The sequence below is a fragment of the Methanobrevibacter sp. genome (assembly GCF_017409525.1).
Lineage (GTDB): Archaea > Methanobacteriota > Methanobacteria > Methanobacteriales > Methanobacteriaceae > Methanocatella.
In genome coordinates, this window is record NZ_JAFQSO010000020.1 from 13,018 (window position 1) to 36,902 (window position 23,885).

30 protein-coding genes are annotated in these 23,885 nt (G+C 34.2%); 21 read left to right on the forward strand and 9 right to left on the reverse strand.

Annotated features, from left to right (window positions below):
- Positions 1-43 precede the first annotated feature (43 nt).
- The 5 genes from IJE64_RS10345 (at position 44) to IJE64_RS10365 (ending at position 5,165) form a co-directional block, all read left to right on the forward strand.
- Complete coding sequence (locus IJE64_RS10345; protein ID WP_292785539.1) at positions 44-409, forward strand: desulfoferrodoxin family protein; 366 nt, start codon at positions 44-46, stop codon at positions 407-409.
- Positions 410-490: 81 nt separating this feature from the next.
- The gene (locus tag IJE64_RS10350) at positions 491-1,006 is read left to right on the forward strand and encodes a hypothetical protein (protein WP_292785540.1); all 516 of its coding nucleotides are present in this window, start codon (positions 491-493) and stop codon (positions 1,004-1,006) included.
- A 15-nt stretch (positions 1,007-1,021) separates the two neighbouring features.
- Positions 1,022-3,283, forward strand: a complete 2,262-nt coding sequence (locus IJE64_RS10355) for a DHH family phosphoesterase (protein ID WP_292785541.1) — start codon at positions 1,022-1,024, stop codon at positions 3,281-3,283.
- An 8-nt stretch (positions 3,284-3,291) separates the two neighbouring features.
- Positions 3,292-4,179, forward strand: a complete 888-nt coding sequence (locus IJE64_RS10360; protein WP_292785543.1) for a zinc ribbon domain-containing protein — start codon at positions 3,292-3,294, stop codon at positions 4,177-4,179.
- 8 nt (positions 4,180-4,187) lie between these two features.
- Positions 4,188-5,165 carry a zinc ribbon domain-containing protein gene (locus IJE64_RS10365; protein WP_292785545.1) on the forward strand — a complete coding sequence of 326 codons (978 nt, stop codon included), beginning with the start codon at positions 4,188-4,190 and terminating at the stop codon, positions 5,163-5,165.
- Here the strand turns inward: IJE64_RS10365 and IJE64_RS10370 are convergent.
- Positions 5,162-5,458, reverse strand: a complete 297-nt coding sequence (locus IJE64_RS10370) for a winged helix-turn-helix domain-containing protein (RefSeq protein ID WP_292785547.1) — start codon at positions 5,456-5,458, stop codon at positions 5,162-5,164. The two genes, IJE64_RS10365 and IJE64_RS10370, sit on opposite strands and share 4 nt — an antisense overlap.
- A 171-nt stretch (positions 5,459-5,629) precedes the next feature.
- Between IJE64_RS10370 and IJE64_RS10375 the strand changes: the two genes are divergently transcribed.
- From IJE64_RS10375 to rrp42, 8 genes are all read left to right on the forward strand, one after another.
- Positions 5,630-6,229: a zinc ribbon domain-containing protein gene (locus IJE64_RS10375; protein ID WP_292785549.1), complete on the forward strand. Its 600-nt coding sequence runs from the start codon at positions 5,630-5,632 to the stop codon at positions 6,227-6,229.
- 69 nt (positions 6,230-6,298) lie between these two features.
- The gene (gene rnp3 / locus IJE64_RS10380; protein ID WP_292785551.1) at positions 6,299-7,009 is read left to right on the forward strand and encodes a ribonuclease P protein component 3; all 711 of its coding nucleotides are present in this window, start codon (positions 6,299-6,301) and stop codon (positions 7,007-7,009) included.
- The gene (locus IJE64_RS10385; protein ID WP_292785553.1) at positions 6,999-7,355 is read left to right on the forward strand and encodes an Rpp14/Pop5 family protein; all 357 of its coding nucleotides are present in this window, start codon (positions 6,999-7,001) and stop codon (positions 7,353-7,355) included. Before rnp3 ends, IJE64_RS10385 begins: the two co-directional genes overlap by 11 nt.
- A gap of 237 nt (positions 7,356-7,592) precedes the next feature.
- A complete protein-coding gene (gene psmA, locus IJE64_RS10390; RefSeq protein WP_292785555.1) occupies positions 7,593-8,384 on the forward strand; it encodes an archaeal proteasome endopeptidase complex subunit alpha in 792 nt (263 codons plus the stop codon).
- A 33-nt stretch (positions 8,385-8,417) separates the two neighbouring features.
- Positions 8,418-9,119, forward strand: coding sequence for a ribosome assembly factor SBDS (locus IJE64_RS10395; protein WP_292785557.1), 702 nt, complete (start codon positions 8,418-8,420; stop codon positions 9,117-9,119).
- Positions 9,120-9,135: 16 nt separating this feature from the next.
- Complete coding sequence (rrp4, locus tag IJE64_RS10400; RefSeq protein ID WP_292785559.1) at positions 9,136-10,050, forward strand: exosome complex RNA-binding protein Rrp4; 915 nt, start codon at positions 9,136-9,138, stop codon at positions 10,048-10,050.
- A 34-nt stretch (positions 10,051-10,084) separates the two neighbouring features.
- Positions 10,085-10,780 carry an exosome complex exonuclease Rrp41 gene (gene rrp41, locus IJE64_RS10405; protein WP_292785611.1) on the forward strand — a complete coding sequence of 232 codons (696 nt, stop codon included), beginning with the start codon at positions 10,085-10,087 and terminating at the stop codon, positions 10,778-10,780.
- Positions 10,781-10,793: 13 nt separating this feature from the next.
- Positions 10,794-11,579 (forward strand): exosome complex protein Rrp42, encoded by a 786-nt coding sequence (gene rrp42 / locus IJE64_RS10410; RefSeq protein ID WP_292785561.1) that lies wholly within the window; start codon positions 10,794-10,796, stop codon positions 11,577-11,579.
- Here the strand turns inward: rrp42 and IJE64_RS10415 are convergent.
- From IJE64_RS10415 to IJE64_RS10440, 6 genes are all read right to left on the reverse strand, one after another.
- Complete coding sequence (locus tag IJE64_RS10415) at positions 11,576-12,205, reverse strand: molybdenum cofactor guanylyltransferase (protein ID WP_292785563.1); 630 nt, start codon at positions 12,203-12,205, stop codon at positions 11,576-11,578. The two genes, rrp42 and IJE64_RS10415, sit on opposite strands and share 4 nt — an antisense overlap.
- An 18-nt stretch (positions 12,206-12,223) precedes the next feature.
- Positions 12,224-12,826 carry a hypothetical protein gene (locus IJE64_RS10420; RefSeq protein ID WP_292785565.1) on the reverse strand — a complete coding sequence of 201 codons (603 nt, stop codon included), beginning with the start codon at positions 12,824-12,826 and terminating at the stop codon, positions 12,224-12,226.
- A 182-nt stretch (positions 12,827-13,008) separates the two neighbouring features.
- Positions 13,009-13,572, reverse strand: coding sequence for a precorrin-6Y C5,15-methyltransferase (decarboxylating) subunit CbiT (gene cbiT / locus IJE64_RS10425; RefSeq protein WP_292785567.1), 564 nt, complete (start codon positions 13,570-13,572; stop codon positions 13,009-13,011).
- Positions 13,573-14,121 (reverse strand): UbiX family flavin prenyltransferase, encoded by a 549-nt coding sequence (locus tag IJE64_RS10430; RefSeq protein ID WP_292785569.1) that lies wholly within the window; start codon positions 14,119-14,121, stop codon positions 13,573-13,575.
- A 9-nt stretch (positions 14,122-14,130) separates the two neighbouring features.
- Complete coding sequence (locus tag IJE64_RS10435; protein WP_292785612.1) at positions 14,131-15,357, reverse strand: HD domain-containing protein; 1,227 nt, start codon at positions 15,355-15,357, stop codon at positions 14,131-14,133.
- Positions 15,358-15,376: 19 nt separating this feature from the next.
- Positions 15,377-15,634 (reverse strand): hypothetical protein, encoded by a 258-nt coding sequence (locus IJE64_RS10440; RefSeq protein WP_292785571.1) that lies wholly within the window; start codon positions 15,632-15,634, stop codon positions 15,377-15,379.
- A gap of 391 nt (positions 15,635-16,025) precedes the next feature.
- Here IJE64_RS10440 and IJE64_RS10445 point away from each other — a divergent pair, with 391 nt between their 5' ends.
- Both IJE64_RS10445 and IJE64_RS10450 read left to right on the forward strand, forming a co-directional pair.
- Complete coding sequence (locus IJE64_RS10445; protein WP_292785573.1) at positions 16,026-17,243, forward strand: ammonium transporter; 1,218 nt, start codon at positions 16,026-16,028, stop codon at positions 17,241-17,243.
- 8 nt (positions 17,244-17,251) lie between these two features.
- Positions 17,252-17,590 carry a P-II family nitrogen regulator gene (locus IJE64_RS10450; RefSeq protein ID WP_292785575.1) on the forward strand — a complete coding sequence of 113 codons (339 nt, stop codon included), beginning with the start codon at positions 17,252-17,254 and terminating at the stop codon, positions 17,588-17,590.
- Between the two features lie 77 nt (positions 17,591-17,667).
- On the opposite strand, the gene IJE64_RS10455 is transcribed toward IJE64_RS10450, so the two are convergent.
- A complete protein-coding gene (locus IJE64_RS10455; protein ID WP_292785577.1) occupies positions 17,668-18,270 on the reverse strand; it encodes a S24/S26 family peptidase in 603 nt (200 codons plus the stop codon).
- A 5-nt stretch (positions 18,271-18,275) separates the two neighbouring features.
- Complete coding sequence (aroD, locus tag IJE64_RS10460; protein ID WP_292785613.1) at positions 18,276-18,953, reverse strand: type I 3-dehydroquinate dehydratase; 678 nt, start codon at positions 18,951-18,953, stop codon at positions 18,276-18,278.
- Between the two features lie 142 nt (positions 18,954-19,095).
- On the opposite strand from aroD, the gene IJE64_RS10465 reads away from it, so the two are divergent.
- The 6 genes from IJE64_RS10465 to IJE64_RS10490 all read left to right on the forward strand — a co-directional run bounded on the left by IJE64_RS10465 (position 19,096) and on the right by IJE64_RS10490 (position 23,538).
- Positions 19,096-19,821, forward strand: a complete 726-nt coding sequence (locus IJE64_RS10465; RefSeq protein ID WP_292785579.1) for a hypothetical protein — start codon at positions 19,096-19,098, stop codon at positions 19,819-19,821.
- Between the two features lie 10 nt (positions 19,822-19,831).
- Positions 19,832-20,695: a succinate--CoA ligase subunit alpha gene (sucD, locus tag IJE64_RS10470; RefSeq protein ID WP_292785581.1), complete on the forward strand. Its 864-nt coding sequence runs from the start codon at positions 19,832-19,834 to the stop codon at positions 20,693-20,695.
- Positions 20,695-21,897 carry a hydroxymethylglutaryl-CoA reductase (NADPH) gene (gene hmgA / locus IJE64_RS10475; RefSeq protein ID WP_292785583.1) on the forward strand — a complete coding sequence of 401 codons (1,203 nt, stop codon included), beginning with the start codon at positions 20,695-20,697 and terminating at the stop codon, positions 21,895-21,897. The genes sucD and hmgA overlap by 1 nt, the downstream gene beginning before the upstream one ends.
- The gene (locus tag IJE64_RS10480) at positions 21,884-22,105 is read left to right on the forward strand and encodes a hypothetical protein (protein ID WP_292785585.1); all 222 of its coding nucleotides are present in this window, start codon (positions 21,884-21,886) and stop codon (positions 22,103-22,105) included. Before hmgA ends, IJE64_RS10480 begins: the two co-directional genes overlap by 14 nt.
- 109 nt (positions 22,106-22,214) lie before the next feature.
- Positions 22,215-23,153, forward strand: a complete 939-nt coding sequence (locus IJE64_RS10485; protein ID WP_292785587.1) for a bile acid:sodium symporter family protein — start codon at positions 22,215-22,217, stop codon at positions 23,151-23,153.
- A 142-nt stretch (positions 23,154-23,295) separates the two neighbouring features.
- Positions 23,296-23,538 (forward strand): hypothetical protein, encoded by a 243-nt coding sequence (locus IJE64_RS10490; RefSeq protein WP_292785589.1) that lies wholly within the window; start codon positions 23,296-23,298, stop codon positions 23,536-23,538.
- Positions 23,539-23,885 lie beyond the last annotated feature (347 nt).

Consider the following 23,885-nt stretch of genomic DNA (forward strand, 5'->3'; position numbering starts at 1 on the left):
GTTAAATAAACTATCTTTAACTTATTTAAGGAGATGTTTTATTATGGCAAAAATATTAAAATGTAATGACTGCGGAAGTATTATCCAAGTTTTAGCTGAAGGCGATGAAAAAGTATGTTCTGACCACATGCTCGAATTTCCTATTCAAACAGAAGGAGAAAAATCTCCTAAACACAAACCAGTAGTTGAAATCGATGGAGATAAGGTTACTGTTAAAGTTGGTGAAGCGGCTCACCCTATGGATGATGACCACTACATTCAATTTTTAGTTGTTGAAGCTGGAAATGAACAATATGCAAAATGCTTCAAACCTGGAGATGTTGCAGAAGCAACTTTCACTGTAAACTCTGCAGATGACGTTGTAGCATTAGCATTTTGTAATCTACATGGCCTTTGGTCTAGTGAATAAGTTTAAATTTATTTAAACTTCTTTTTTTTATTTATTTTTTTATGAAAAATTTTAATTACTTGTTTTTATATAGTATACATTGTGTCTAATTATAGTAAGTTAATAATTTTTATTGTAGTTTTAGCTCTAATTTCAACAGCCATCCTTTTTATTGATAGTTCTACTGATAGTATGAATAAATCCATGCATGAGATTAGTGATGGAATTGTACATGGAGATAGTGATTATAACGAAGCTGTTGATTTAGTTAACGATAAGAATTATCAAGGTTCAATGGAAAAAGCAAAATCTGCCGGAGATAATTATAATAAGAGTTTATCTAAATTATTGGAGATAAAAAATAATTTTTCAGCTGATGTAAATCCTGTTCATCAAGATTATATTGATACGGTTATTAACGAAGTTGAACTAAAACTTGAAGCTGTTGATTTATTAATGCAAGCGATAGATTGCTTTAAAGTTAATTCAAATTCCACTGGCAGTAATTATGCTTCTCAAGCTAATGATAAAATGAATCAAGCAATAGTGTATCAAAATCAAAGAGAGGAAATTGTAAGCAATAATTCAGATTTATTTAAGCAAGAATTTACTATTTAGCAAGGGGTTTTATATTTGAAAACTAAATGTCCGAAATGTAAAGGGATAGGTTCAGTCGTTGTGGACTATAAAGAATGTGATGCCTGTGGCGGAACAGGATATGAAGAAGATTCATTTGATGTAGGTAGTCATTTTAAAGGCGTTACTAGTAAGGCTAAAGCAAAATTTGATTTAGGTGGGGATGAAGATATCCCATGTGAAGTATGCAATGGAAAAGGGCAAGTAGAAGTATTTGATGACTGTCCACATTGTGGAGGAACTGGTCAGATTAATGTATGTAGAGATTGTGGAAAATTAATAGATGATAAAGATGATATATGCCCTGAATGTAGTGAAAAAAGAAAGGTTGAAAAAATGAAACATGATGAATATGTCGCTCGTCAAAATCAAGTAAGGGATGTCTATGTTTTAGATTCCTTATGTAAAATGAGGGATATTGATAAAGATAAATTGTATCAAGGAAAAATTACCAGAATAGAAAAATACGGTGCTTTCGTATCATTAAATAATAATGTTTGGGGACTTATGAGAGGGGATGTTTCTGAATATAATGTTGGTGATGAGATTATTGTATTTATAACAACTATTAAATCCAGAGAAAACAAGATTGATTTAGCGCCAGCTTATGTAGATAAATACAGGCTTATAAGATTAACAAAATCAATTCCAAGAACTCTCATCAAGCAACTTGATGAAAATAAAGGTAAAATAGTTAGAATTGATGGTGAAGTTCAACAAATTCAGCAAACATCAGGACCTACAATTTTCATGGTTGGTGATGAAAGTGGCGTTAGCGAAATAGCAGCTTTTGATAAGGCTGGCGAGAGGTCTTATCCTGAAATTGAAGTGGGGGATGCGGTTCAGGTTTTAGGTGAAGTTAATGAACATGGCGGAAAAACACAAATCGAGTCATCTTCAATGACTAAACTTAATGAAGAAAACACTCGCAAGTTACGAGCTTTAATAGATGATGCATTAAATAAAAGAGCAGAGCCTGAAGATGTTGATTTCTTAGTTCAAAGTGATGTTTTAAATAGGCTTAAACCAAAAATGAGGGAAGCCGCCCAAAAAATTAGGAGGGCAATACTTGATGGCAGAACAATTTTACTTAGACACCATAATGATGCAGATGGTATCTGCGCAGGTGTTGCAATGGAAAAGGCTTTAATTCCATTGATTGAAGAGGAAAATCCAAGCAATGATGCTCAATATTACTATTTCAAACGTTCACCAAGTAAAGCTCCATTTTATGAATTAGAGGATGTTGTTAAAGATTTATCATTTGCCCTGGAAGACCAGGAAAGGCACGGGCAAAAATTACCTCTGATTGTTCTATTGGATAATGGTTCAACTGAAGAGGACATAGTGGCATTGATGCAAGCTAAAATTTATGATATTGAGGTGGTTGTAATTGATCATCACTCTCCAGGGGAATTATTGACTAAAGATGAGCAAAATGGTGAAATTTATGGAGCGACAGTTGCTGTTGATGAATATGTCGATACTCATGTAAATCCTTATTTGGTTGGAGGCGATTCGCAACTTACGGCAGGTGCTTTAGCCACTGAAGTTGCAAATATTATTAATCCTGATGTAAAAGAGTTAATAAAACATTTGCCTGCAGTTGCAGCATTGGGGGATCATGCCGAATGTGGTGAAGTCTATCAATACTTACAGCTTGCAAGTGAGAAAGGTTTTACTAAGGAACATTTGGCTAAAATAGCTGAATGCGTTGATTTTGAAGCATATTTCCTGAGATTTATGAATGGTAGGGGAATAATGGATACAATTTTAGCTGTAGATAATTTGGATAAGCATGAAAAAATGATTGATGCGTTATACAAAGAATATCAAAAGAGGGTGGATACTCAACTTAAAGCGGCTCTTCCAAATATCAAGAGAACACAACTTGAAAACGGCATTTACTTCAATCTTATTGATGTTGAAAAGTTTGCGCATAAATTCACGTTCCCGGCGCCTGGAAAGACATGCGGATTTGTCCATGACCATATCATTAAGGAATTGGGTGAAGACAAACCTATTGTCACATTAGGGCACGGGCCTGATTTTGGTGTGTTTAGAGCAACCGATGCGGTTAATGAGGAATTTGGATTTAATGTAAATGATATAGTGTCCACCATGATTGAAAGAGTTCCTTCAGCAGGCATTGATGGTGGAGGCCATGAATGTGCCGGTTCTATTAAATATATTGAGGGACTTGGCGATGAAGTTTTGTATAAAGTAGTTGAGGAAATTCAATCCTTGTCGAGGAAATAATGTGAAAAATGACTTTTGAAAATTATTGCAGGAATTGTGGTCATAGAATACTTCCCGGTGAACCTTATTGCACAGAGTGTGGTCAAAGCACGGGTTATATTGATGCTAGTGATAGCAATGTTTTCACTTTTCCGATTCACAACATCGGTTTTTTTGATTTGGATATAGATTTTTCACCATATATTGAAAGCAATAGGAAAGATTTCAAATATGAAATCTGCTCTTGCGGCTATTTGATTGATGTAGATGATGATTATTGCTCTATGTGTGGGGCTAAAAAAACTAAAAGCAGATTTTCCAGACTTTTTAAGAATAAATCTGAACCTTCACTTTTTATGGACAATGTTTTGTGCGAATGCGGCGCAGTCAATTCTAGGGAGAATATATTTTGTGAAATGTGCGGAAGACAGCTGAAAGAAGAAATTCAATATTCAAATGATAATTATAGCAATTTTAATTTGGAGTTTAACGAGTCGGTCTTTTGCTTTTGCGGTGAAGAAAATGAAAAGTTCTCTCAATTCTGTAGAAATTGCGGTTTGCCGTTGGTTAACTATGGAAAATCTGGGGAGATACGTATTTTATGCACTTGCTCTACAGTAAATGATTCGACCTCTGATTTCTGCATTGAATGCGGGACTAGTTTAAATAAAGAAAATTCAGTTATTATTTGTATTTGCGGTGAGAAAAACCCTGCAAATTCAAGATTCTGTGAATCTTGCGATAGGCCTTTGAATCCTCAAAGGTCACTGAAGACCAGATACATCTGTTCATGTGGTGAAATTTTAGGTTGGGACACGGAATACTGCCATAACTGTGGAAAGAATATTAAAAAGGCTTTACTTCGTAGAAATTCTATTAATAATACAGTAAAATCTCTCAAGAACTTATTCAGGTAGTGGTTTAATTGAAAAGCTGTGACGTTTGCGGAACATTTAATCTTAAGGAGAATAAGTATTGCACTCACTGCGGCAATAAATTCATAACGGAGCATATCTGCCCTTACTGCGGTGCAACCAACTTGGACTATTCGACTCATTGCGTCAGATGCCAAAAGCAGATTAATCCGATAACTATTGATGATTTTGATGTGTTATTCGATGAATATAATCACGATTTGCTTTTAAATGCTGAGATAAGCGACTTTGAATATTCCGAATTGTTGTCGGATATTTTCATTAGGGCCAGTTATATCGATATTTACGGTAAAACTGCAAAGGACAAAATTCTGAATTTTGCCAGCATATTCACGGAATGCAAACCTAAAGCAAGAGGATATGAAAGAGGCTATATTTTCCTTGGAAACTGCATATATTATGATGACCGCTTGGATGATTCGGTTCAAATAGCCACCATCATACATGAACTGGCTCATTATTTTTTGTTTGAGATAATTGAGGATTTATTATGTTTCATTTTTAAGGTTAGACCTTCCACAACATTGCAAAGTTTAGTATGGTATTTTTTAACGCTTCCTGAATTTAAAATTATGAACGAATACTGTGCGCACACGGTTGAAGGCAGGTTTGTTCCATATGGATTCCAGAATTACGGTTCATTCAATGCGTTGGTAAAAAATACGGACATTGATGATGAATCAATAAACACGATGATTGTTTTTGGAAATACTTTTGCAAATGAGATTATCACATATATGGAAAAATATATTGATGATGATTTAAGGCAGGAAATTAAAATTCAGTATCGAAAGGATCAAAATTCACCGTCTTATGAGTCAATTTTCACAGAAACAAATGATTGCTTGCCTTTAAATTTGAAAAATAGTACTTTGATAAAAATTTTATATGATGTTTTTAAAGAAGCATCGCAGAATAATATTCGGGAAGATTTAGAAGGTATTAAAGAAGGAATAGAATTAGTTTAATCACTTTCTTCTTTTTTCTCCTTATCGTTGATTACCTCCAATACATCTTTTCCAGTATCGGTTAATCGATATAATCTTCCTTTACGAGCTTCTTCATTAATACATTCGACAATTTCTTTACTTTTTAATTCACTTAGAACTTTTGAAATATGATTAGTTCTAATTCCACTGTCTTTTGCGATGTTGGTTGGGATTTTTACTTCGTTTCCTATGGATTTTAATGTCTTTTCCCTGTATTTTGAAATTTGAACGTATGAAGTTAATTTCAAAAGCTCATCGTTTTCATTTGACATAATAGAAAATTATATTCTTTATATTATAAATGTTTTATAACATTTTATTATTTTATTATAAGTATCTTAAACACCTTTTCATCGGTTTTGGTAGTATGTTGAGATTAAAATATATTTATAGTAGTTTAGTTAAAGATAATAGTAATACTAATGGATTATTAGTTTGATAATATGAAATGCGAAAAGTGTGGTTTCGAGAATAAGAAGAAAGCAAAATTTTGTACTAAATGCGGTGCATCATTTGAGGAGAAAAAGACTCCAAAACCTGAGGAGTCTAATTCTAACAATAATTCGAAGTATGCAATAATAGCTTTGGTTGTTGTGATTATACTTCTTGTTGCAGCTGTTGGTTATTTTGCGGGAATGAACTCTAATTCTGACCAATCTGATGATTCACAGTCAGACCAATCTGATGAAGATGATGATAGTTCAGCTACAACTTCATCTCAAGGTTCTCAATCTGATGATGATTCAAAATCATGGGTATTGATTGGCAGTTATTCGGGTTCCGGTTCGGGTTCACAATCAATCACGGTTCCATCTGGTGATATTATGGTAAAGCTCTCAGCATATCCAATTAAGAATTATGCTTCAAATCATCTGTCTGTTTCAAATACACATGGTCAATCTGGAAGGGTTGACTGGGGTTCAACAAGTGCTGTTGAAACAAGATCTGATTCATTTACTTGCACTTTATCTTCATCAGATACATTTACAATTGATTATTATGAAACCGTAAGCTGGAAAGTTGAATTTTACAGGTATCAATAGTGATTTTTAATCACTTTCTTTTATTTTTTTGATAAATTATTAATATAATAAAACAATAAATTATTTACTATGTTTTTTGATTTAAATATTAAAGGAAGCAGCTTGGATGCTAATTTAAATTTAGCTTGTGAAGCTTCTAAATATGGCTGGAACCATATTAACTTTTCATATAATCAAAATGATTTCAAAAATGCTTTAAAGTTTAAACAGGAATTTGAAGATGGGTTGGAAAGCGTTATTGATTTTGATTATACTTTAGAAATTAAATCAGATAATGTTAATGAGATTCGCAAACTCACCAGGAAATTTAGAAATAAATCCTTATGTATTTCTGTTATCGGAGGGGATTTGAAAGTTAACAGGGCTGCTGTTGAAAATATACAGGTTGATATCCTCTCAAGGCCTTATTTAAGAAGATTTGACAGTGGCTTGAATCATGTTCTGGTAAAAGAGGCTGTAAGAAATAATGTTGCAGTTGAATTATGCTTTAATGATATTCTAAAAACCTATTTGTCCTATAGGGCCAAAGTAATTTCCAATTTTAAAGATATTTATACGTTATATAGGAAATTTGATTTTCCATTGGTTTTATCATCCAGGGCGGAATCCGTTTTTGATATCAGAACAACTCATGACTTCATGGCGGTGTTCAAACAGACAGGTTTGACAGGTGCTGAAATCGAAAATTCTTTTAGGACTGCTGGGAATATACTGGAATTTAATAAAAACAGGGACAAAATGATATTGAAGGGTGTTAGGAGGGTTAGCGATGAAGCTTAAAGTCTTGCCTCCTACGCTTAGAAAAAATAACAGGTATTTGACTATTGAAATCAAGATAGCATCTCCCATTACAAAGGATGATCTGGTTTCAATTATTTGGGATGCTTGCATTCGTTTTCAAGGAGAATCGAATACTGCTAATTTTAATTTATGGGTCATGAAATTTTTTGAAATGGATAAAAATGATGAATATTATTGTTATAAGGCTATTGTAAGGTGTCAAAGAGATTTTGTAGAGGATGTAAGATCTTCATTTGCTTTAGCAAATAAATATAATAACAATAGAATTGCCATTACAACAATTGGTTTGTCAGGCACTATTAAGGCATCACAGAAATACATTTAATTACTTTTTGTTATTTTAAAATAGAAAACTTTATAAATAATATATATTATAAATATCAATTGGATTTATGGAAGAAAGAATAAAATTATATTTTAATAAACTACAATGTAGTGATTAAAATTAAAATTGCCTTTTCATGGAGATTTGGTTTTGATTTTGAAATTAAATTTTTTATGTAGTTGAATTAAAATTTTTGATATTTATTAAAAAAATATTCTATAAATGTGAGGTAATATTATGCAACCTTTACAAAATGCTGGATATGATAGAGCTATTACTGTATTTAGCCCAGACGGAAGACTTTTCCAAGTCGAATATGCAAGAGAAGCTGTCAAAAGAGGAACTACATCTATAGGTGTTAAATGTTCTGAAGGAATTATTTTAGCTGTTGATAAAAGAACCACTTCTAGTTTAGTTGAAGCGTCATCTATCGAAAAAATATTCAAAATAGATGAGCATATTGGAGCAGCTACTTCTGGCCTTGTAGCTGATGCAAGAGCATTAGTGGAAAGAGCAAGAGTTGAAGCTCAAATAAATAAGATTACTTACAGCGAACCTATTAGAGTCGACAGTTTGTCTAAAAAATTATGTGACATGCTGCAATTATATACCCAGAATGGTGGAGTAAGGCCATTTGGTTCTGCTTTAATCATTGGTGGAGTATATGACGGCAAAGCAAAATTATTCGAAACTGATCCTAGTGGTGCATTAATTGAATATAAAGCAACTGCTATTGGTTCAGGCAGATCAGCTGCCATGGAAATTTTTGAAGAGGAGTATAGTGATGATTTAACCTTGGAAGGAGCTATCGGACTAGCTTTAACTGCTATTAATGAAGCCACTGACCATGACACCACTTCAAAAAATGTTGAAATTGCAGTAATTAAAAACGACGATGAAAAATACGTAAAACTTTCTCAAGATGAAGTGCAAAAATACATTGATGAAGTGCTCGTTGAAGAAGAGGAAGAAGATGAAGAAGAATCTGAAGAATTGTCCGATGATGAATCTGAAGATGATGAAGAATAAGTTTTATAATTTATCTGGTTAGGGGATGTTTCAATGGTCAATGTTGATGAAGCTATTATTGCTAAATATGAGTACTGCGGTGAACACTTTGAAATATTGGTTGACCCTGATTTAGCAGCAGATTTTCGAAATCCTGATGGTCCAGATGTTGCCATTGAAGATCTTTTAGCTGTTGAAGAAATTTTTAAGGATTCCAAAAAAGGAGATAAGGCTTCCGATGAAGCTATGAATAAAATATTCGAAACTACAGATCCTATTGAAGTTTCTAAAATTATACTTGAAAAGGGTACTGTTCAATTAACTGCGGATCAAAAGAGAAAAATGCAAGAGGATAAAAGGAAATTGGTTATTAACAAGATTTCCAGAGAAGCGATAAATCCTCAAAACGGTTTGCCTCATCCAGTTCAAAGAATTGAAAATGCATGTGATGAAGCAAAAGTAAAATTTGATCCATTTACTTCAGTTGATCAACAAGTACAAGCTGCTCTAAAAGCCATTAAGCCACTCATTCCAATCAGGTTTGAAAAAGTTAAAGTTGCTGTTAGGCTTCCAGGTTCTGCTGCAGGAAGTGCTTATTCTGTAATTCATGGATTTGGAGAAATTATCAATGAAGAATGGCAACAAGACGGCTCATGGATTGGCATCGTTGAAATGCCGGGGGGCCTTCAAAATTCTTTCGCATCTAAAATGGCTGAAATTTCAGGCGGAGCTGCAGAAACCAAAACTATAAACTAAAGCTTATGGGATTATTATGATATATGTGGAAAATAAAGATTTAGTAATTCCTGGTCAGATATTAGCTGATGAGGAATACTATTCAGGAAGAGGTACCTTTAAAGACAATGGTAAAGTTTGCTCTTCTTTAATGGGACTTGTTTCTTTAAGGAATAAAAAGATTAGAGTTATTCCTCTCAAAAGCAAGTATGTCCCTAAAAAAGGAGATGTTGTAATAGGTAAGATAAATGATGTCAGATTCTCAATGTGGGATGTTGACATTAATTCACCTTATTCCGGAATTTTACCTGCTTTTGAAGTGTTTGGTCGTGAGAAAAAAGAACTCAACAAAGTTTTCGATGTTGGGGATGTTCTATTTTTAAGAGTTGTCGACGTTGATGAAATCAAGAAGGCAAAACTCGGTTTAAAAGGAAGAGGAATGGGTAAATTTAAAGGAGGAATAATTGTTGATATTGCTCCAACTAAAGTTCCTAGATTAATCGGTAAAAAAGGTTCTATGATCAACATGATTAAAGACAAAACCAACTGTAAAATCGTCGTTGGTCAAAATGGTCTCGTTTGGGTTAAAGGAGACGAGGACATGGAACAGCTTACCAAGAATATTATTCATTTAATTGAGGCTGAAGCTCATACTTCTGGTTTAACTAATAAGATTAAAAACAAATTGTATTTAGCTATCGACGGTGAATTGCCACCTGAAGAAGTTTTCGAAGAGGAAGAGGAATTTGTTTTAGAAAAACCTAAACTTCAAAATTTTAAAGAAGAATTAGAACAAGAAGAGAAAGAAGCTGAAGAAAGTAGCGAAAAAGAAGATAAACCGGATATCGCTGAAGTTATTGAAGAATTAAAGAAAAAAAATAAAAATAAAAAAGATAACGCCATATCTTATGGTGATAACTCAAATAATTCTTTTATTTTGAATAATAAATGATGATGATTAATTCTTCGTATTATAAGAGGTTGATATAATGTCTGAAATGATAAGAGAAGATGGTAGGAAATTTGATGAATTGCGCCCTATCAAAATTGAAGCAGGAGTTCTCGAACGTGCAGATGGTTCTGCTTATTTGGAAGTTGGAGGAAATAAAATTTTAGTAGCTGTTTATGGTCCTAGAGAATCATACATTAGAAGATTGCTCGAACCAAATACTGGAGTAATCAGATGCAGATATAATATGGCACCATTCTCAGTAGATGATAGGAAAAGACCAGGTCCAGATAGAAGGTCATCTGAAATTTCTAAAATCACAGCTGACGCTTTAAGACCAGCTTTAATGTTAGAAAATTATCCTCGTTCAATGATTGATATTTATATAGAAGTAATCGAAGCTGAAGGTGGAACTCGTTGTGCTGGAATCACAGCGGCTTCTGTTGCTTTAGTTGATGCAGGAGTGCCTATGAAGGATATCGTTGTAGGTTGTGCTGCAGGTAAAGTTAATGATGAAATTGTACTTGACTTGTCTGAAGTTGAAGATAAAGAAGGTCAAGCTGATGTTCCAATAGCTATGATGCCTAGAACTGGTGAAATCACATTATTACAAAGTGACGGTGATTTAACCGAAGAAGAATTCGCAAAAGCAATTGATTTAGCTATGGAAGGATGTCTTGAAGTAAGTAAGCTTCAAAAAGAGGCTTTAATGAAAAAATATTCTACAGAATAAGTGGGTGGATAATATGGAAATCGTACCGGAAATTACAAGACAAAGCATTACAAACCTTGTCAGTAATGATAAAAGAGAAGATGGCAGGGAATTAAACGAATATAGGGATGTTTCTATTGAAACTGATGTTATTTCTAAAGCTGAAGGTTCTGCTCGTGTAAAACTTGGTGGAACTCAAGTTATTGTAGGTATCAAACCACAACTTGGAAGCCCATTCCCAGACACTCCCGATTTGGGAGTTCTAATGACTAATTGTGAAATGTTGCCTATGGCTGATCCTAATTTTGAACCAGGACCACCTAGCGAGGATTCAATCGAGCTGGCACGTGTAGTTGATAGGGGCATTCGTGAAAGTGAATTGGTCGAATTGGATAAATTATGTGTAGAGGAAGGAAAGCATGTTTGGATGTTATTCATTGATTTGCATATAATTGATAACTGCGGAAACTTATTCGACGCAGCTGAATTGGCTGTAATGGCCGCACTCAAATCTACTAAATTGCCTGTTGCAAGCATCGTGGATGAAGAAGTGGTCATTAGTGAAGACGAAACCTTTGAATTGCCAATCAATAATGAAGTAGCAATGTGTACTTTTGTAAAGATTGGTGATAAGATGGTAATTGACCCAACATTAACTGAAGAAAAAGTGGCTAGTGCCCGTTTAAATGTTGGCGTTACTAAAGAAGGCAGAATCTGCGCAATGCAAAAAGGCGGTAAGAAACCTTTAACTAAAGATGAAATTCTTTATTGCGTAAATACGGCAATTTCAAAAACAAAAGACTTAATGGAAAATCTTTAAATGTCTGATGGACGATTAAGATTTCTAAATTCTTTTTTTTCTATTTTTTTATTATCAATTAAAACGAATTTTGCATCTATTTTTTCAATCAATCCTTTGATATGTAAAATATCATGATTGACTAAATCTTCAATGATTGGAATAATATTTTTACTGTAGATTGAGTGAAGAGGCTCTGATGTTTTTAATTTATTTTCAGTGTCATGGTAAGGAACGATAGCCTGATAATCCACATCAATTTCTGAAAAAATAGTATTTATATAATTTTTTGAAACATAGGGGCTGTCACAGGGCAATACCAGTGAATAATCGCTTGTGATATATGAAAGCCCGGTCATGATTCCAGGCATTGGGCCTTTATTTTTTATCTTGTCTTCAGCAAATGTGATGGTGTATGTGTATTCAGTAGGATTTATAAATTCACAATACCTGTCAATCCTTTCTTTATCATTTAAGACAATAACAACTTCGTTTATTTGGTGGTTTAAAGTAGAAAGTATGTGTTTTATCATAGGTTTATCTTGAATAATCATAGATCCCTTGTCACGACCCATTCTTCTACTCTGCCCTCCACATAAAATGATGCAAGATTTAATATTTTCGTTATCTTTAATTTCACTACTCATATTAAATCCTCCAAAAATTTAATTTTTCACATAGACGTCTGCTGTATCGTCAAATGGATTGGTACGTATAATCAACGCAATCATGTATGGGTAATTTTTGTATAGGTATTTTAGGTAGTAAACCCATTCATAAACTAATTTGTCATATACCCTTTGCATGTCACCATTCAGGTGTCCAAAATCAGCATCGTTGACTAAGGCTAAATCAGCTCTATGTTCTAGTTCTTCATCTAAATGCAAAATTGCATTTATTAAGCCGGTAAATTCTTCTTTTTCAAGAATGTTCGGATTGTTTATTAGATTAATAATAAACTCTCTTTTATCGACTAATAAAGTTTTCAGGTTTTCTAAAAATTCTTCCCTTTCATCTGTTGTGATGTCTGCTGTGAAATCAATACTGGAATTTTTAAGTTCTAATAATTTATTGTCGAAATCTTTTTCATCCCAGTCTTTTATAGACTTTAAATTTTCAGTATTTGCTTTATATTTGTTCACTGAGCTTAATTGGGAAATTAATTCATTCCCGACTTCAGAGAAAAATGTGCTCATAAGCATGTCTAATTTTTCAAGCATAGCTTCTTTTTCTTTTCTTTCAATAATCTCATCAAGTATAAATGCCACAATAAGTATATCTACAGGAATAAAACCTAAATGAGTCCATATATAAGATATAATATGTTCAGCATCACCTAATACAAGGTAATTGGATCCATATATGATAATTATTAAAACTACCATTAATAGGGAAAATTTTATTTTCCATTTTTTATGACTGTCCATTTTTTATCTCCAAAAATTTTTAATTATCGTTTTTTAGCAGTAATGATGGCAATTGGGTTTTCACTAATCATCATAATCCCACGATCAAGGACACGTCCATTAGAAACGTTCGCTTCCATAATCTTTGGATTATAACCTAATTCTTTTAGTTTATTTATTGCCTCGACTTTAGTATCGACGAGTATTGCTGTAATAATGATTCTGCCTTTTGGATTTAATTTTTCATGAATTACATCCAGGATATTTTCAAGTTCTCTGCCACTGCCTCCTACAATGGCAATATCGATGTTGTCAATATCTTTCAGGGCATTTGATCCATTATCGTTAATTAATGTGACATTATCTCCAAGTCCAAATTTTTCAAGATTTCTTCTGCAAACTTCAATAGCTTCAGGATTGGTGTCTATTGATATCACTTCACGAGCTCTTTGTGAAAATTCACAGGTTATGCCTCCGGTTCCGCAGCCGCAGTCAACAACTTTATCAGTATTGGAAACTTCAGATTTGTATAATATGATGGCGCGTATGGCCTCTTTTGTTGGTCCTGGAACATCACAGGATTTAATAAAATCTTTATCCTCTAACATTTATTCCCACCTTTTAAATAGACTGTTTTCAATTTTCAAGGAATCTAAAATCTTTCCAACAATGAAATTGATTTGATCATCAACGGTGTCATGTGTTGAATAAAATCCTGGCATTGCCGGTAAAATTATAGCTCCTTCTTGTGATAATGTCAGCATGTTTTGTATGTGGATGCTTCTAAGTGGAGTTTCTCTGGGAACAATTACAGTTGGCCTTCTTTCTTTAAGGCTAACGTCAGCTACTCTTGTAATGGTATTCGCCCCATATCCGTTAGCTATTGATGATAATGTTTTCATAGAGCATGGGACAACAGCTAATGCGTCCGCTTTAAATGATCCGCTATTGATGGAAGCGGTTAAATCATTGAAATCATAGAAATTGTCCGCCAGATTGATTACTTCTTCAACGGAATAATTAGTTTCTGATTCAATAACTATTTTCCCAGCGTCACTGATAACTAAACCGTTTTCTATTTCTAATTCATTTAATGCTTCAAGCAATCTAATTCCATATATTACTCCGCTAGCTCCCGTAATTGCAACAACTATCATTTTTATCTCCTAAAATAGTTTAATCTGGTCATAATGAATACCATGGAATTTTTCTCTATCGATTTCAGGCAAATCAAGGTAATTTTCCAGTTTGAATTTATTGAATTTTGATGTTTCCTCTTTAGGAACATATACGCTGATGTCAGGTATATTGAATCTTGCTTTACTTAATGCAGATATAATATTTGAAATTTCATTCAATGGATATAATTTGCCCTCAACATTAACTTGAGTTTTCATTTCATCAAAACGAGGATATTCTGCAATATTTATAAACACATAATCTTTGTCTATATCGTAATCTTGACCAATTTCTTCCTCGGCTTTTCTTAAGGCTTTCTTTTCAATTTTATACATTTTTTCTGGAACTTTGAAATTGTCCAGCCTGATTGTCTTAACCCTTTTTAGGAGTTGTCTTGTGTCTAGCCTGGACATTATGTTGTTTGCAAATTGGTTTTCGCAGTTTCTGAAAATGCTTATCATGTCAGCATCATCATATTTGTAGATTTCATTTTCATTAACGATGTCAGCATCAAACACTTTTTCAAGTGCCCTTCTAAACATTGAATTGACGATTCTTGTTGTGTGGTGTTGGTAAACACTGGGATACATGAAATATCTTGACACTAGCGCTCCTTCAGCGGCTTGAACTCCTTTCATGTCTAATATCAATCCGTCTTCAAGTTTTAAGTTTGAAATGATTCTTTCATAATCTATTACACCATAAGCTACGCCGGTATTATGTGAATCCCTTAAAAGGTAATCCATCCTGTCCACATCAAGTTCACCGGAAACAATCGGGCCCAGGTATCCTTGTCCGTTAACGATATCGACTATTTTATTCACATCAAACTTCTCTTCAAGTAAATCTCTCATGGATGTTTTTGTAATGACGTATTTGGTTAGCTCTTCATGGGGAAATGATAAAACTCCTTCTGAGACATGTGAAAATGGGCCATGTCCAATATCATGCAAGAGCGCGGATGCTCTAATCAATTCAATGTCATCGTTATCCAAACCTAGTTCAGTTGATAATTTTGATCCCAAATTCATTGTTCCAACTGAATGTTCAAATCTTGTGTGTGTTGCACCAGGGTAAATTAAATTAATTAAACCTAGCTGTTTGATTCTTCTTAAACGTTGGAATTGTGGCATGTCCATAATTCTTTCTTCAAATTTATCTATGCTGATATCACCATAGACACTATCCCTGATAAACTTTTTCTTTCCTGCCATTTTTTCAATCCTTCTAAGCTCAATTATGCGTTCCATTTGTATGATTCCAGTTGTGATTATTATTTGATGTTGTGTTGTTCGTATTGTTGTTTTTTGGAATGATGGTTGGAACCTTGTTAATTAGGTGAGGTTCGAATGAATCATTATCGATTGATATTAATTTATAGGATTCATTATCTTTAGTTATTGTTAGACTAGCTAAAGCACTACTGATAACAAATGCAATGACTGCTATTATTAAAAATATAATTATTTTTGCTTTTATGGAGTCTTTCATAATAACACTTATTTTTATTTTTATTAAAAATTTAATCTAAACTATTATTATTTATTTAAATAGCTATTATTTAATGGTTATTAAAATATATTCATTTTAGATAGTTTTTTGTATTTGTCTTATCAGATTTTTTTTGTTTGAGATTAATATTTTCCTCAATTTTTGCATAATAATACAATATTTTTTAGCATTTTTTTAGAATTGCTATATTATATTTACTATATTTTTATAATAATTATTTTTTGTTCATGGTTTTTTTTAAAATACAAATCTTTATATACTATTAGCTACAATTACTATATATCGGAATGATACTTCCGACATATTACTTCCGACAATTTTGCCGGTTAATATTTATTTATATTTTAATTAATTTAGTAGAGAAGATAAAATGGATATGGTTTTTAGTGCAGGTGACACAGCATGGATACTGATTTGTAGTTTATTAGTACTTTTAATGAGTATTCCTGCTGTTGCATTTTTTTATGGAGGATTAAGTAAACGTAAAAATGTTTTAAATACAATTTTTTTAACTTTCATTGCATTTTCAATTGTAAGTGTTATATGGGTGGTATTCGGTTATCAATTTGCATTTGGTAGCGATGTCAGCGGTCTTATAGGATCACCATCTAATTTCTTCTTGCAGGGAATTGCATTAGATGATTTAACAGGAACAATTCCAACATTATTGTTTGTAATGTTCCAATGTGCTTTTGCAGGATTGACTGTTGCCCTTATTTCAGGAGCATTAGTTGGAAGGATGAAAACAAAAGCATGGGTAATCTTTACAATATTATGGATATGTTTAGTATACATCCCTGTAGCCCACTGGGTATGGGGAGGAGGATGGTTAATGCAATTAGGCGCTCTTGACTTTGCAGGAGGAGCGGTAGTTCATATGAACTCCGGTGCAGCCGCATTAGCTGTTGCATTGGTGTTAGGTAAAAGAAAAGACACTTCATTAATTCCTCACAACCTAGGATATGCAGTACTTGGTGCAGCATTGCTCTGGTTTGGATGGATGGGATTCAATGGAGGATCAGGACTTGCAGCTGACGGTCTTGCAGCAAATGCAATTATAGTATCAAATGTTGCTGCAGCTTTAGGATTAATTGTTTGGACAGCTTTGGATACATATATTGTTGGAAAACCAACAGTATTAGGTGCAATTTCTGGTGCTGTAGCTGGACTAGTGGCTATTACTCCTGCGGCAGGTTTTGTCGATGTTCCAGGTGCAATGGTAATAGGTGCAGTAGCTCCGTTTGTGTCTTACTTTGCAATCTACTTCCTGAAAGCAAAACTTGGATACGACGATGCATTAGATGTATGGGGAATACATGGTATGTCTGGTGTTTGGGGTGCAATTGCAACTGGAATATTTGCAGTGCCGGCAGTAGGCAGTGTTGCAGGTTTAGTTGCAGGAAACCCTTATCAAGTTGTTATACAAATAATTAGTGTTGTTGCCACTTTAGCTTATTCATTCACAATAAGTTTCATATTGGCTAAAGTGTTAGACAAAGCAATGGGCAGCATTAGAGTTGAAGAGTATGAGGAAGTCGGTGGACTTGACACAAATCTTCATGAGGAATCAGCATATAATTTTAACTAGGTGTAATTATGAAAAGTATTGTTGCAATCATAAGACAAGAAAAATATCAGGATGTTAAAAACGCCCTTTTGGCTGTCGGATGTGAAGGCATGAATGTATCCGAGGTAAAAGGTCGTGGAAGTCAAAGAGGAATTAAGGAATCATACAGGGGATCCAGTTACTGTATTGATTTGATTCCAAAAACACGTATTGAAATTGTTGTTAAAGAAGAAGGTGTAGACACAATTGTTGAAGCAATCAAAAAGGGTGCCCATACTGGAAATATTGGGGATGGAAAAATATTCATCTATCCTATGGACAACGTAATTAGAATAAGGACTGGTGAAGAGGGGGATGCTGCAGTGTAGCTATCTCCTGTTTTATAATTAAATATTTCAACTCTCTATTAGGGAAGTATATTTCTCACTTCCCGTCTTCCTTTTTTTTAATATGATATTGCCACACCGTTAATGTCAGAGATGTCAACCCATGTGCTTATGCCTTTGACAAGATACAATTCACCATTAATGTATTCGTATGAAACGTTCTTATTGTCACTCACCAGGTGAATGGAATTTCCATTGATTTCATCGACTCTTTTTATGATTCTGCCGTATTCATCTGATTTTGCAACGACTATGTCTCCAACTTGGATGTCATGGGTTTTGTTTAATAGAACATCCTGGCCGTTTTCCAGGGTAGGAAGCATTGAAGTTCCGTCAACCTCCACTAAGATTGGAATCTGGTTTTCACCAATGCTGGAGTCAATGTTAATGTTGACATTTTCCAAGCCGTAACGGCTGCAGATATCGTTTATCCCTTCTTTTAATGTAGTGATGTTGGCGCTGGTGTTGTCCATGACTTCAAATGTATAATCACAGATTTCAAGATTCATGCTTTCCCTATCGATATTTGACAGGGTATTTGTTTTAGCGCTAACATTTTCGCCATCAATGTAGACCTCAACGGAATTCGCTCCTAGAATATTCAATGCCAAAAATGCCAATAAAATAAGTATAATTAAAACTAAAATGGTTTTTTTTGCCATGCTGATCACTGATCCATTATGTCCAGGTCCATGTTAAGCAGCGCTTTCATGGTTTCAATATCAATTTGACCTGGTGCAGTAACGTCAGTTCCGGCAGCAAAGGTAATCGGTGAGTCGAATTTTGATGCCATGACTCTGGTGTAACTTCCCAAATCGCCCATAGAAATGGCTATTGTGTCCTTGCAATGTGAAAGAACGGCAAGGATTGTCAATGTGTCCTCCAAATCCTGCGGCATGAAAGCAACCTTTGCTATATCTCCAAGCTCTTGCTCCTTTTCAACGATGTATGTAATTTCATTTAGATTTGGAGTCTTTTCAAAATCATGATATGAGACGATGGTTGTAACTCCGGTTTCATGAATCCTGTTGATGTATTCATCGTCACTTTGAAGTTCGATGTCCACATAATCCGCAACGTCACAGCATTCATATAAGATATTGAACCTTTCTTCCTCTGTGCCTTTAAAGGACCCGCCTTCGGTGTTGATTCTATTTGTGGCTATTGTCGGAAAGTTAATTTCCTCGATTGTATTTTTTATTTCTTTTATATCGGGATTTGAAAGTGCATCTATTCTAAATTCCAATACGTCAGCACCTTTGCTAATGCAATCATTAGCCACTTCAATTACATCATTGCAATTCTTCTGAAAAATTGGAATTGCAATCTTAGTTTGCGAATACATCAATTATTATATTTGCATCTTAGTTATTAATTAAATTTTCTTAATAAACTCCCAATCTTTATATAAATTGAAAAACAAAATATATACCAATAAAATATTTATATTTTATTTATTTAACCAATCGATTATACAAGGTGTTAATTTGAAGATTACTGCTATAGGTGCGGACATATCAAGAAATGATGTGTCCTGTAGCGCTGAACTAGTAGAAACTATTGAAAAAAACCTTCATACGGTAAAAGAGTTAGGTGCAAGGGATGTTGCTTTAACAAATGTCACTGGCGATGATGTTGTTATCAGTGCATTTGTGGAAGATGATTTGCTTGAACCTATTAATGAAGGTATCGTTAATGTTTTAAAATTGAGTGCTGAAAACTTAGGCGATTTGTCTGGAATCTCCCAAACTCCAGAGGATGCTGGTGAAGGAGTTTCCTATGCGCAAGCCAATATCAGACCCGACAGATATCCTGATGCAATTGTTTTAGGTTTTGATACATATGGGGGAGAACCATTTGTTGGGGATGTTGCAAACTCTGCAATTGATGCTGCAAAGGGCATGAAAAACTTGACAGATGTTTCAGATTATATAGAGCCGAAAACAAGAGAGGTACCTGGTGTGGGTTATGTGTCACCCGAAACTGATGATCCGGTTGTTGTGGCCACTGTGGAAGACATTGAATCTGTTGGCGTAATAGCAAGCGCCATGATTGGAGCAGCACTTGGAAATAAGAATACTTATTTAGTCAAAAGAGGAACAACCTGCAATGTATTGCCTGGAAGCGTCATATTTTCGGCTACTGCTTTCATGAATGGCAATGTCATTGATCTGGCTGTTCCGTTTGAAAATAAAACCAGAATTTTAAGATAGGAGTTATAATATGATTTTATTAAACGAAGATACAAAATGTTTAGTTCAAGGAATAACCGGTAAACAAGGTTCCTTTCACACTGAACAGATGTTAAATTACAACACTAATATTGTTGCAGGCATCACTCCTGGAAAAGGAGGGCAAATGTTTTTAGACAAAGTTCCAATTTTCAATTCAATTGAAGAGGCAACAGAAGAGGTTGACATTAACTCTTCAATCATTTTTGTACCTGCGAAATTTGCAAAAGACGCCGCATTTGAAGCAATCAGGCATTTGGATTTGGTTGTTATTATATCCGAGCATATACCGGTTCATGACAGCATGAAAATCATGGCATATGCAAAGGAAATGGGAACAACAATTATCGGGCCTAACACTCCTGGAATCATATCCCCTGGAGTGGGTAAATTAGGCATCATGCCTACCCATATCTTTTCTGAAGGAAATGTCGGTGTCATCTCAAGAAGCGGTACATTAACATATGAGATTGCAAGCGAACTTACCAATGCTGGAATTGGACAAAGTACCTGTGTAGGTATCGGCGGGGATCCAGTCACTGGAGATAACTATGTGGATATCTTAAAAAGATTTGAAAAAGATGATGCTACCGATGCAGTTGTTTTAATCGGTGAGATTGGAGGAACTGCAGAAGAAAGAGCAGCCAAATTCATTGCAGAGGAAATGGGCAAACCTGTAGTCTCTTACATTGCAGGAAGAACCGCACCTCCAGGCAAAAGGATGGGTCATGCCGGAGCTATCATCCAAGGAAATTCCGGTACTGTCGAAAGTAAAACCAAAGCTTTGAATGATGCTGGCGTTGAAGTTGCAATCAAACCATCCGAAATTGTAGATTTACTTAAAAAGGTTATCTAATGACAAATCAGGAAATTATTGATAAATTATTAAATGGTGAAATGAAGCTTTACCAGGTTGATAAACAGGTTGATGCTAAGGATGCAACGGATATTAGAAGGGAATTTCTAGAACAGAAATACTCCATAGACTTATCCAATATTTCAAATTATTCCATTGACATGGAAAGGGCATCTGCCAGAAACATTGAAAATTCAATCGGAGTTCTGCAGCTTCCAATGGGAATTGCAGGGCCATTGAAAATAAATGGTGAATTCTGTAAAAGAGAAGTTTTCGTTCCTCTTGCAACATCTGAAGGAGCATTGGTTGCATCAATAAACAGAGGAGCATCTGCCATTACTGCATCAAGCGGTGCAAATTCAAGGGTCATATCTGACATCATGACAAGGGCGCCTGCCATAAAGTGTGAAGGGGCAGTCGATGCATTAAAGATTAAGCAATGGTTTATTGATAATTTCTCACAATTGAAAGAAATTGCCGAAAGCACAACATCCCATGGAAAATTATTGAAAATAGATCCTATCTTAATTGTTGGAAATTATGTTTATCCTCGTTTTGTTTTCTCAACTGGAGACAGTATGGGCATGAACATGGTTACAATAGCCAGTGAAAAAATATTGGATAAATTGGCTAGTGAAACTACAGCGACACATCTGGCATTGAGCGGAAATGTTTGCGTTGACAAGAAACCTGCTGCTATAAACATTGTTGAAGGAAGAGGAAAAAGCGTTATAGCAGACATATTAATTCCAAAGGAAATAGTTGAAAAGAAATTGAAGACAACTACAGACTCTATTGTCGAAGTGAACATCGCTAAAAACTTGATTGGTTCTGCAGCCAGTGGCAGTTTGGGTTTCAATGCCCATTATGCGAATATGGTTGCAGCGATATTCTTGGCAACCGGTCAGGATGCAGCACATGTCGTTGAAGGTTCATTGGGCATTACCACAGCTGAAAACAGAAATGGGGATTTGTATTTTTCAGTTAACTTGCCTGACTTGCCTGTAGCCACTGTGGGCGGAGGAACCGGTCTGGAAGTGGCTCATGAGGGACTTGAAATTTTAGGCGTAGCGGGTTCCGGTAAAGCTAAGGAATTTGCTGAAATTGTTGCAAGTACTGTTTTGGCCGGTGAATTATCACTTGTTGGAGCAATTGCTGCAGGACACCTTGCCAGGGCTCATCAGGAACATGGAAGAGGATAAGATGGATGATTTCATAGACGAGTTATATCCTGAATTGACTCTTGAGACTGATGATATCATAATGACTATTGCCGTAAAAAAAGACTACTCTAAAATCGAAGATTTGGCCGAAAGAAAAGAAGAATTTGTCAATGACCTGAAAGGGTTTATCAAAGAATTCGAGGAAACTTCTGAATCCGATGATTTTATGAGGTATTATGATGATTAATTTTTGAACTAAACCACCACCATATTTATTTTTAAAGTATTTTTATTCATTTTTTTCTCATCTTTTTGGTATCGATAATCTTTTAAAAGATTAATATAAAATTAATTTTATGAAAAGGATTTTTAAATTCATTGAAAAATATTTTTTCATAATTATATTGCTTGCAGTTGTTATTTCTTTAGTCTACCCAAATTCATTTAAATGGGTTTTGAGTGAATATAACGGTATAAATATATTGAATTTATTATTAAGCGTCATTCTTTTTACAATGGGAACTACATTAAAGGTTGATGACTTTGTTAATGTATTTAAAAATCCAAAAGAAATCTCTGTTGGGCTTTTGGCACAATATGTCATAATGCCCATTTTAGCATTTTGTCTTGCAAAAATGTTTTCCTTAAATGATGCATTGACGGTCGGTATTATTTTAGTTGGAACCGTTCCAGGAGGTACCGCTTCTGATGTTATAACTTTTCTTTCCAAAGGAGACGTGGCATTATCTGTTTCATTAACAGCCCTTTCCACTGTGATTTCGCCGATTTTAACTCCAATGATTACATTATTGTTAATAGGCAATCAAATTCATTTTAATCCGACTGACATGTTTATTTCCATCCTTGAGATTGTCATCATACCAATCATTTTAGGTTTAACATTGAATTATAAGTTTCCTAAATTCTGTGATGAGTTAAAAGATTATTTGCCTGCAATATCCTCAATTGTAATTTGTTTAATTGTTGCTGGAGTAATAGGAACTAATAAACAGGCTATTCTAACTTCATCTGCTATCATAATCGTGGTTATTATTTTACAGTATTTCATTGCGATGTTTCTCGGATTTGGTGTTGGTTATTTGGCCGGAATGGACAAGAAGCAAATTGTTACCATTGCAATTGAACTTTCATTTCAAAATTCTGGCTTATCAACTGGCCTTGCAAAGAACCACTTTCCAAACCTGTCCCAGGCAACAGTTCCAGGAGCTCTTTATTCGGTTTGGCAGAATCTTGCAGGATCAATTTTTGCTTATGTATTTAGAAGATTTGTCTAATTCATTGAATATGTTGCATTATGGAGATTAACCCTTCTTAAGCTGAAGCAATTGTTTTATAGGACTAGTATTTGGAGTCATACAAAAACTTGCATGATTACCACAATGTTTAAATTAAATAAAAGTCATATAAATAAACTATATGTCAAAAGAAAAGTTCTCCGAAACTGATATTAAATTAAAAAATTTTATCAAGAATAAACAGCTGTCCACTTCAAGAATAAGGGCGTACAATAGTACTTTCAGAGAGATACATGAACAATTTGGTTTTACCCCATCTACATTATTGGAAACTGCAAGAAACGACCAGAGACCATATATTGACAAAGATACTGGTTCACTAGTTTTTTTAGAAATGGATGAAAGAACCATTTACAATATTTAAATAACTTATTTGACCAAAGCTGGCAAATACACTGCCGCCGCTAAGTTTGCAGGAAACAAATATTACAATGCAAAGCGGCAAAACAAAAAATTATCGTTAAGTAGATGCAAATTTGCATCTGCAATTTATTTTATTTTTTTAATAATTACCTACTATTTTTCAATTTAGCTTTTTTTCAAGGATTTCCACACAAACTGGCGAACCAACTAGATTAACTCTTTTCATGTAGAGAATCAGACATTGTAATCAAGGACAATATCCGAGATATTTTATTTTTCATTTAATTGTTCAACTAATTTTTTATCAATTGAATAATTTTATAAATGTTTATAATATATGTCATTCAA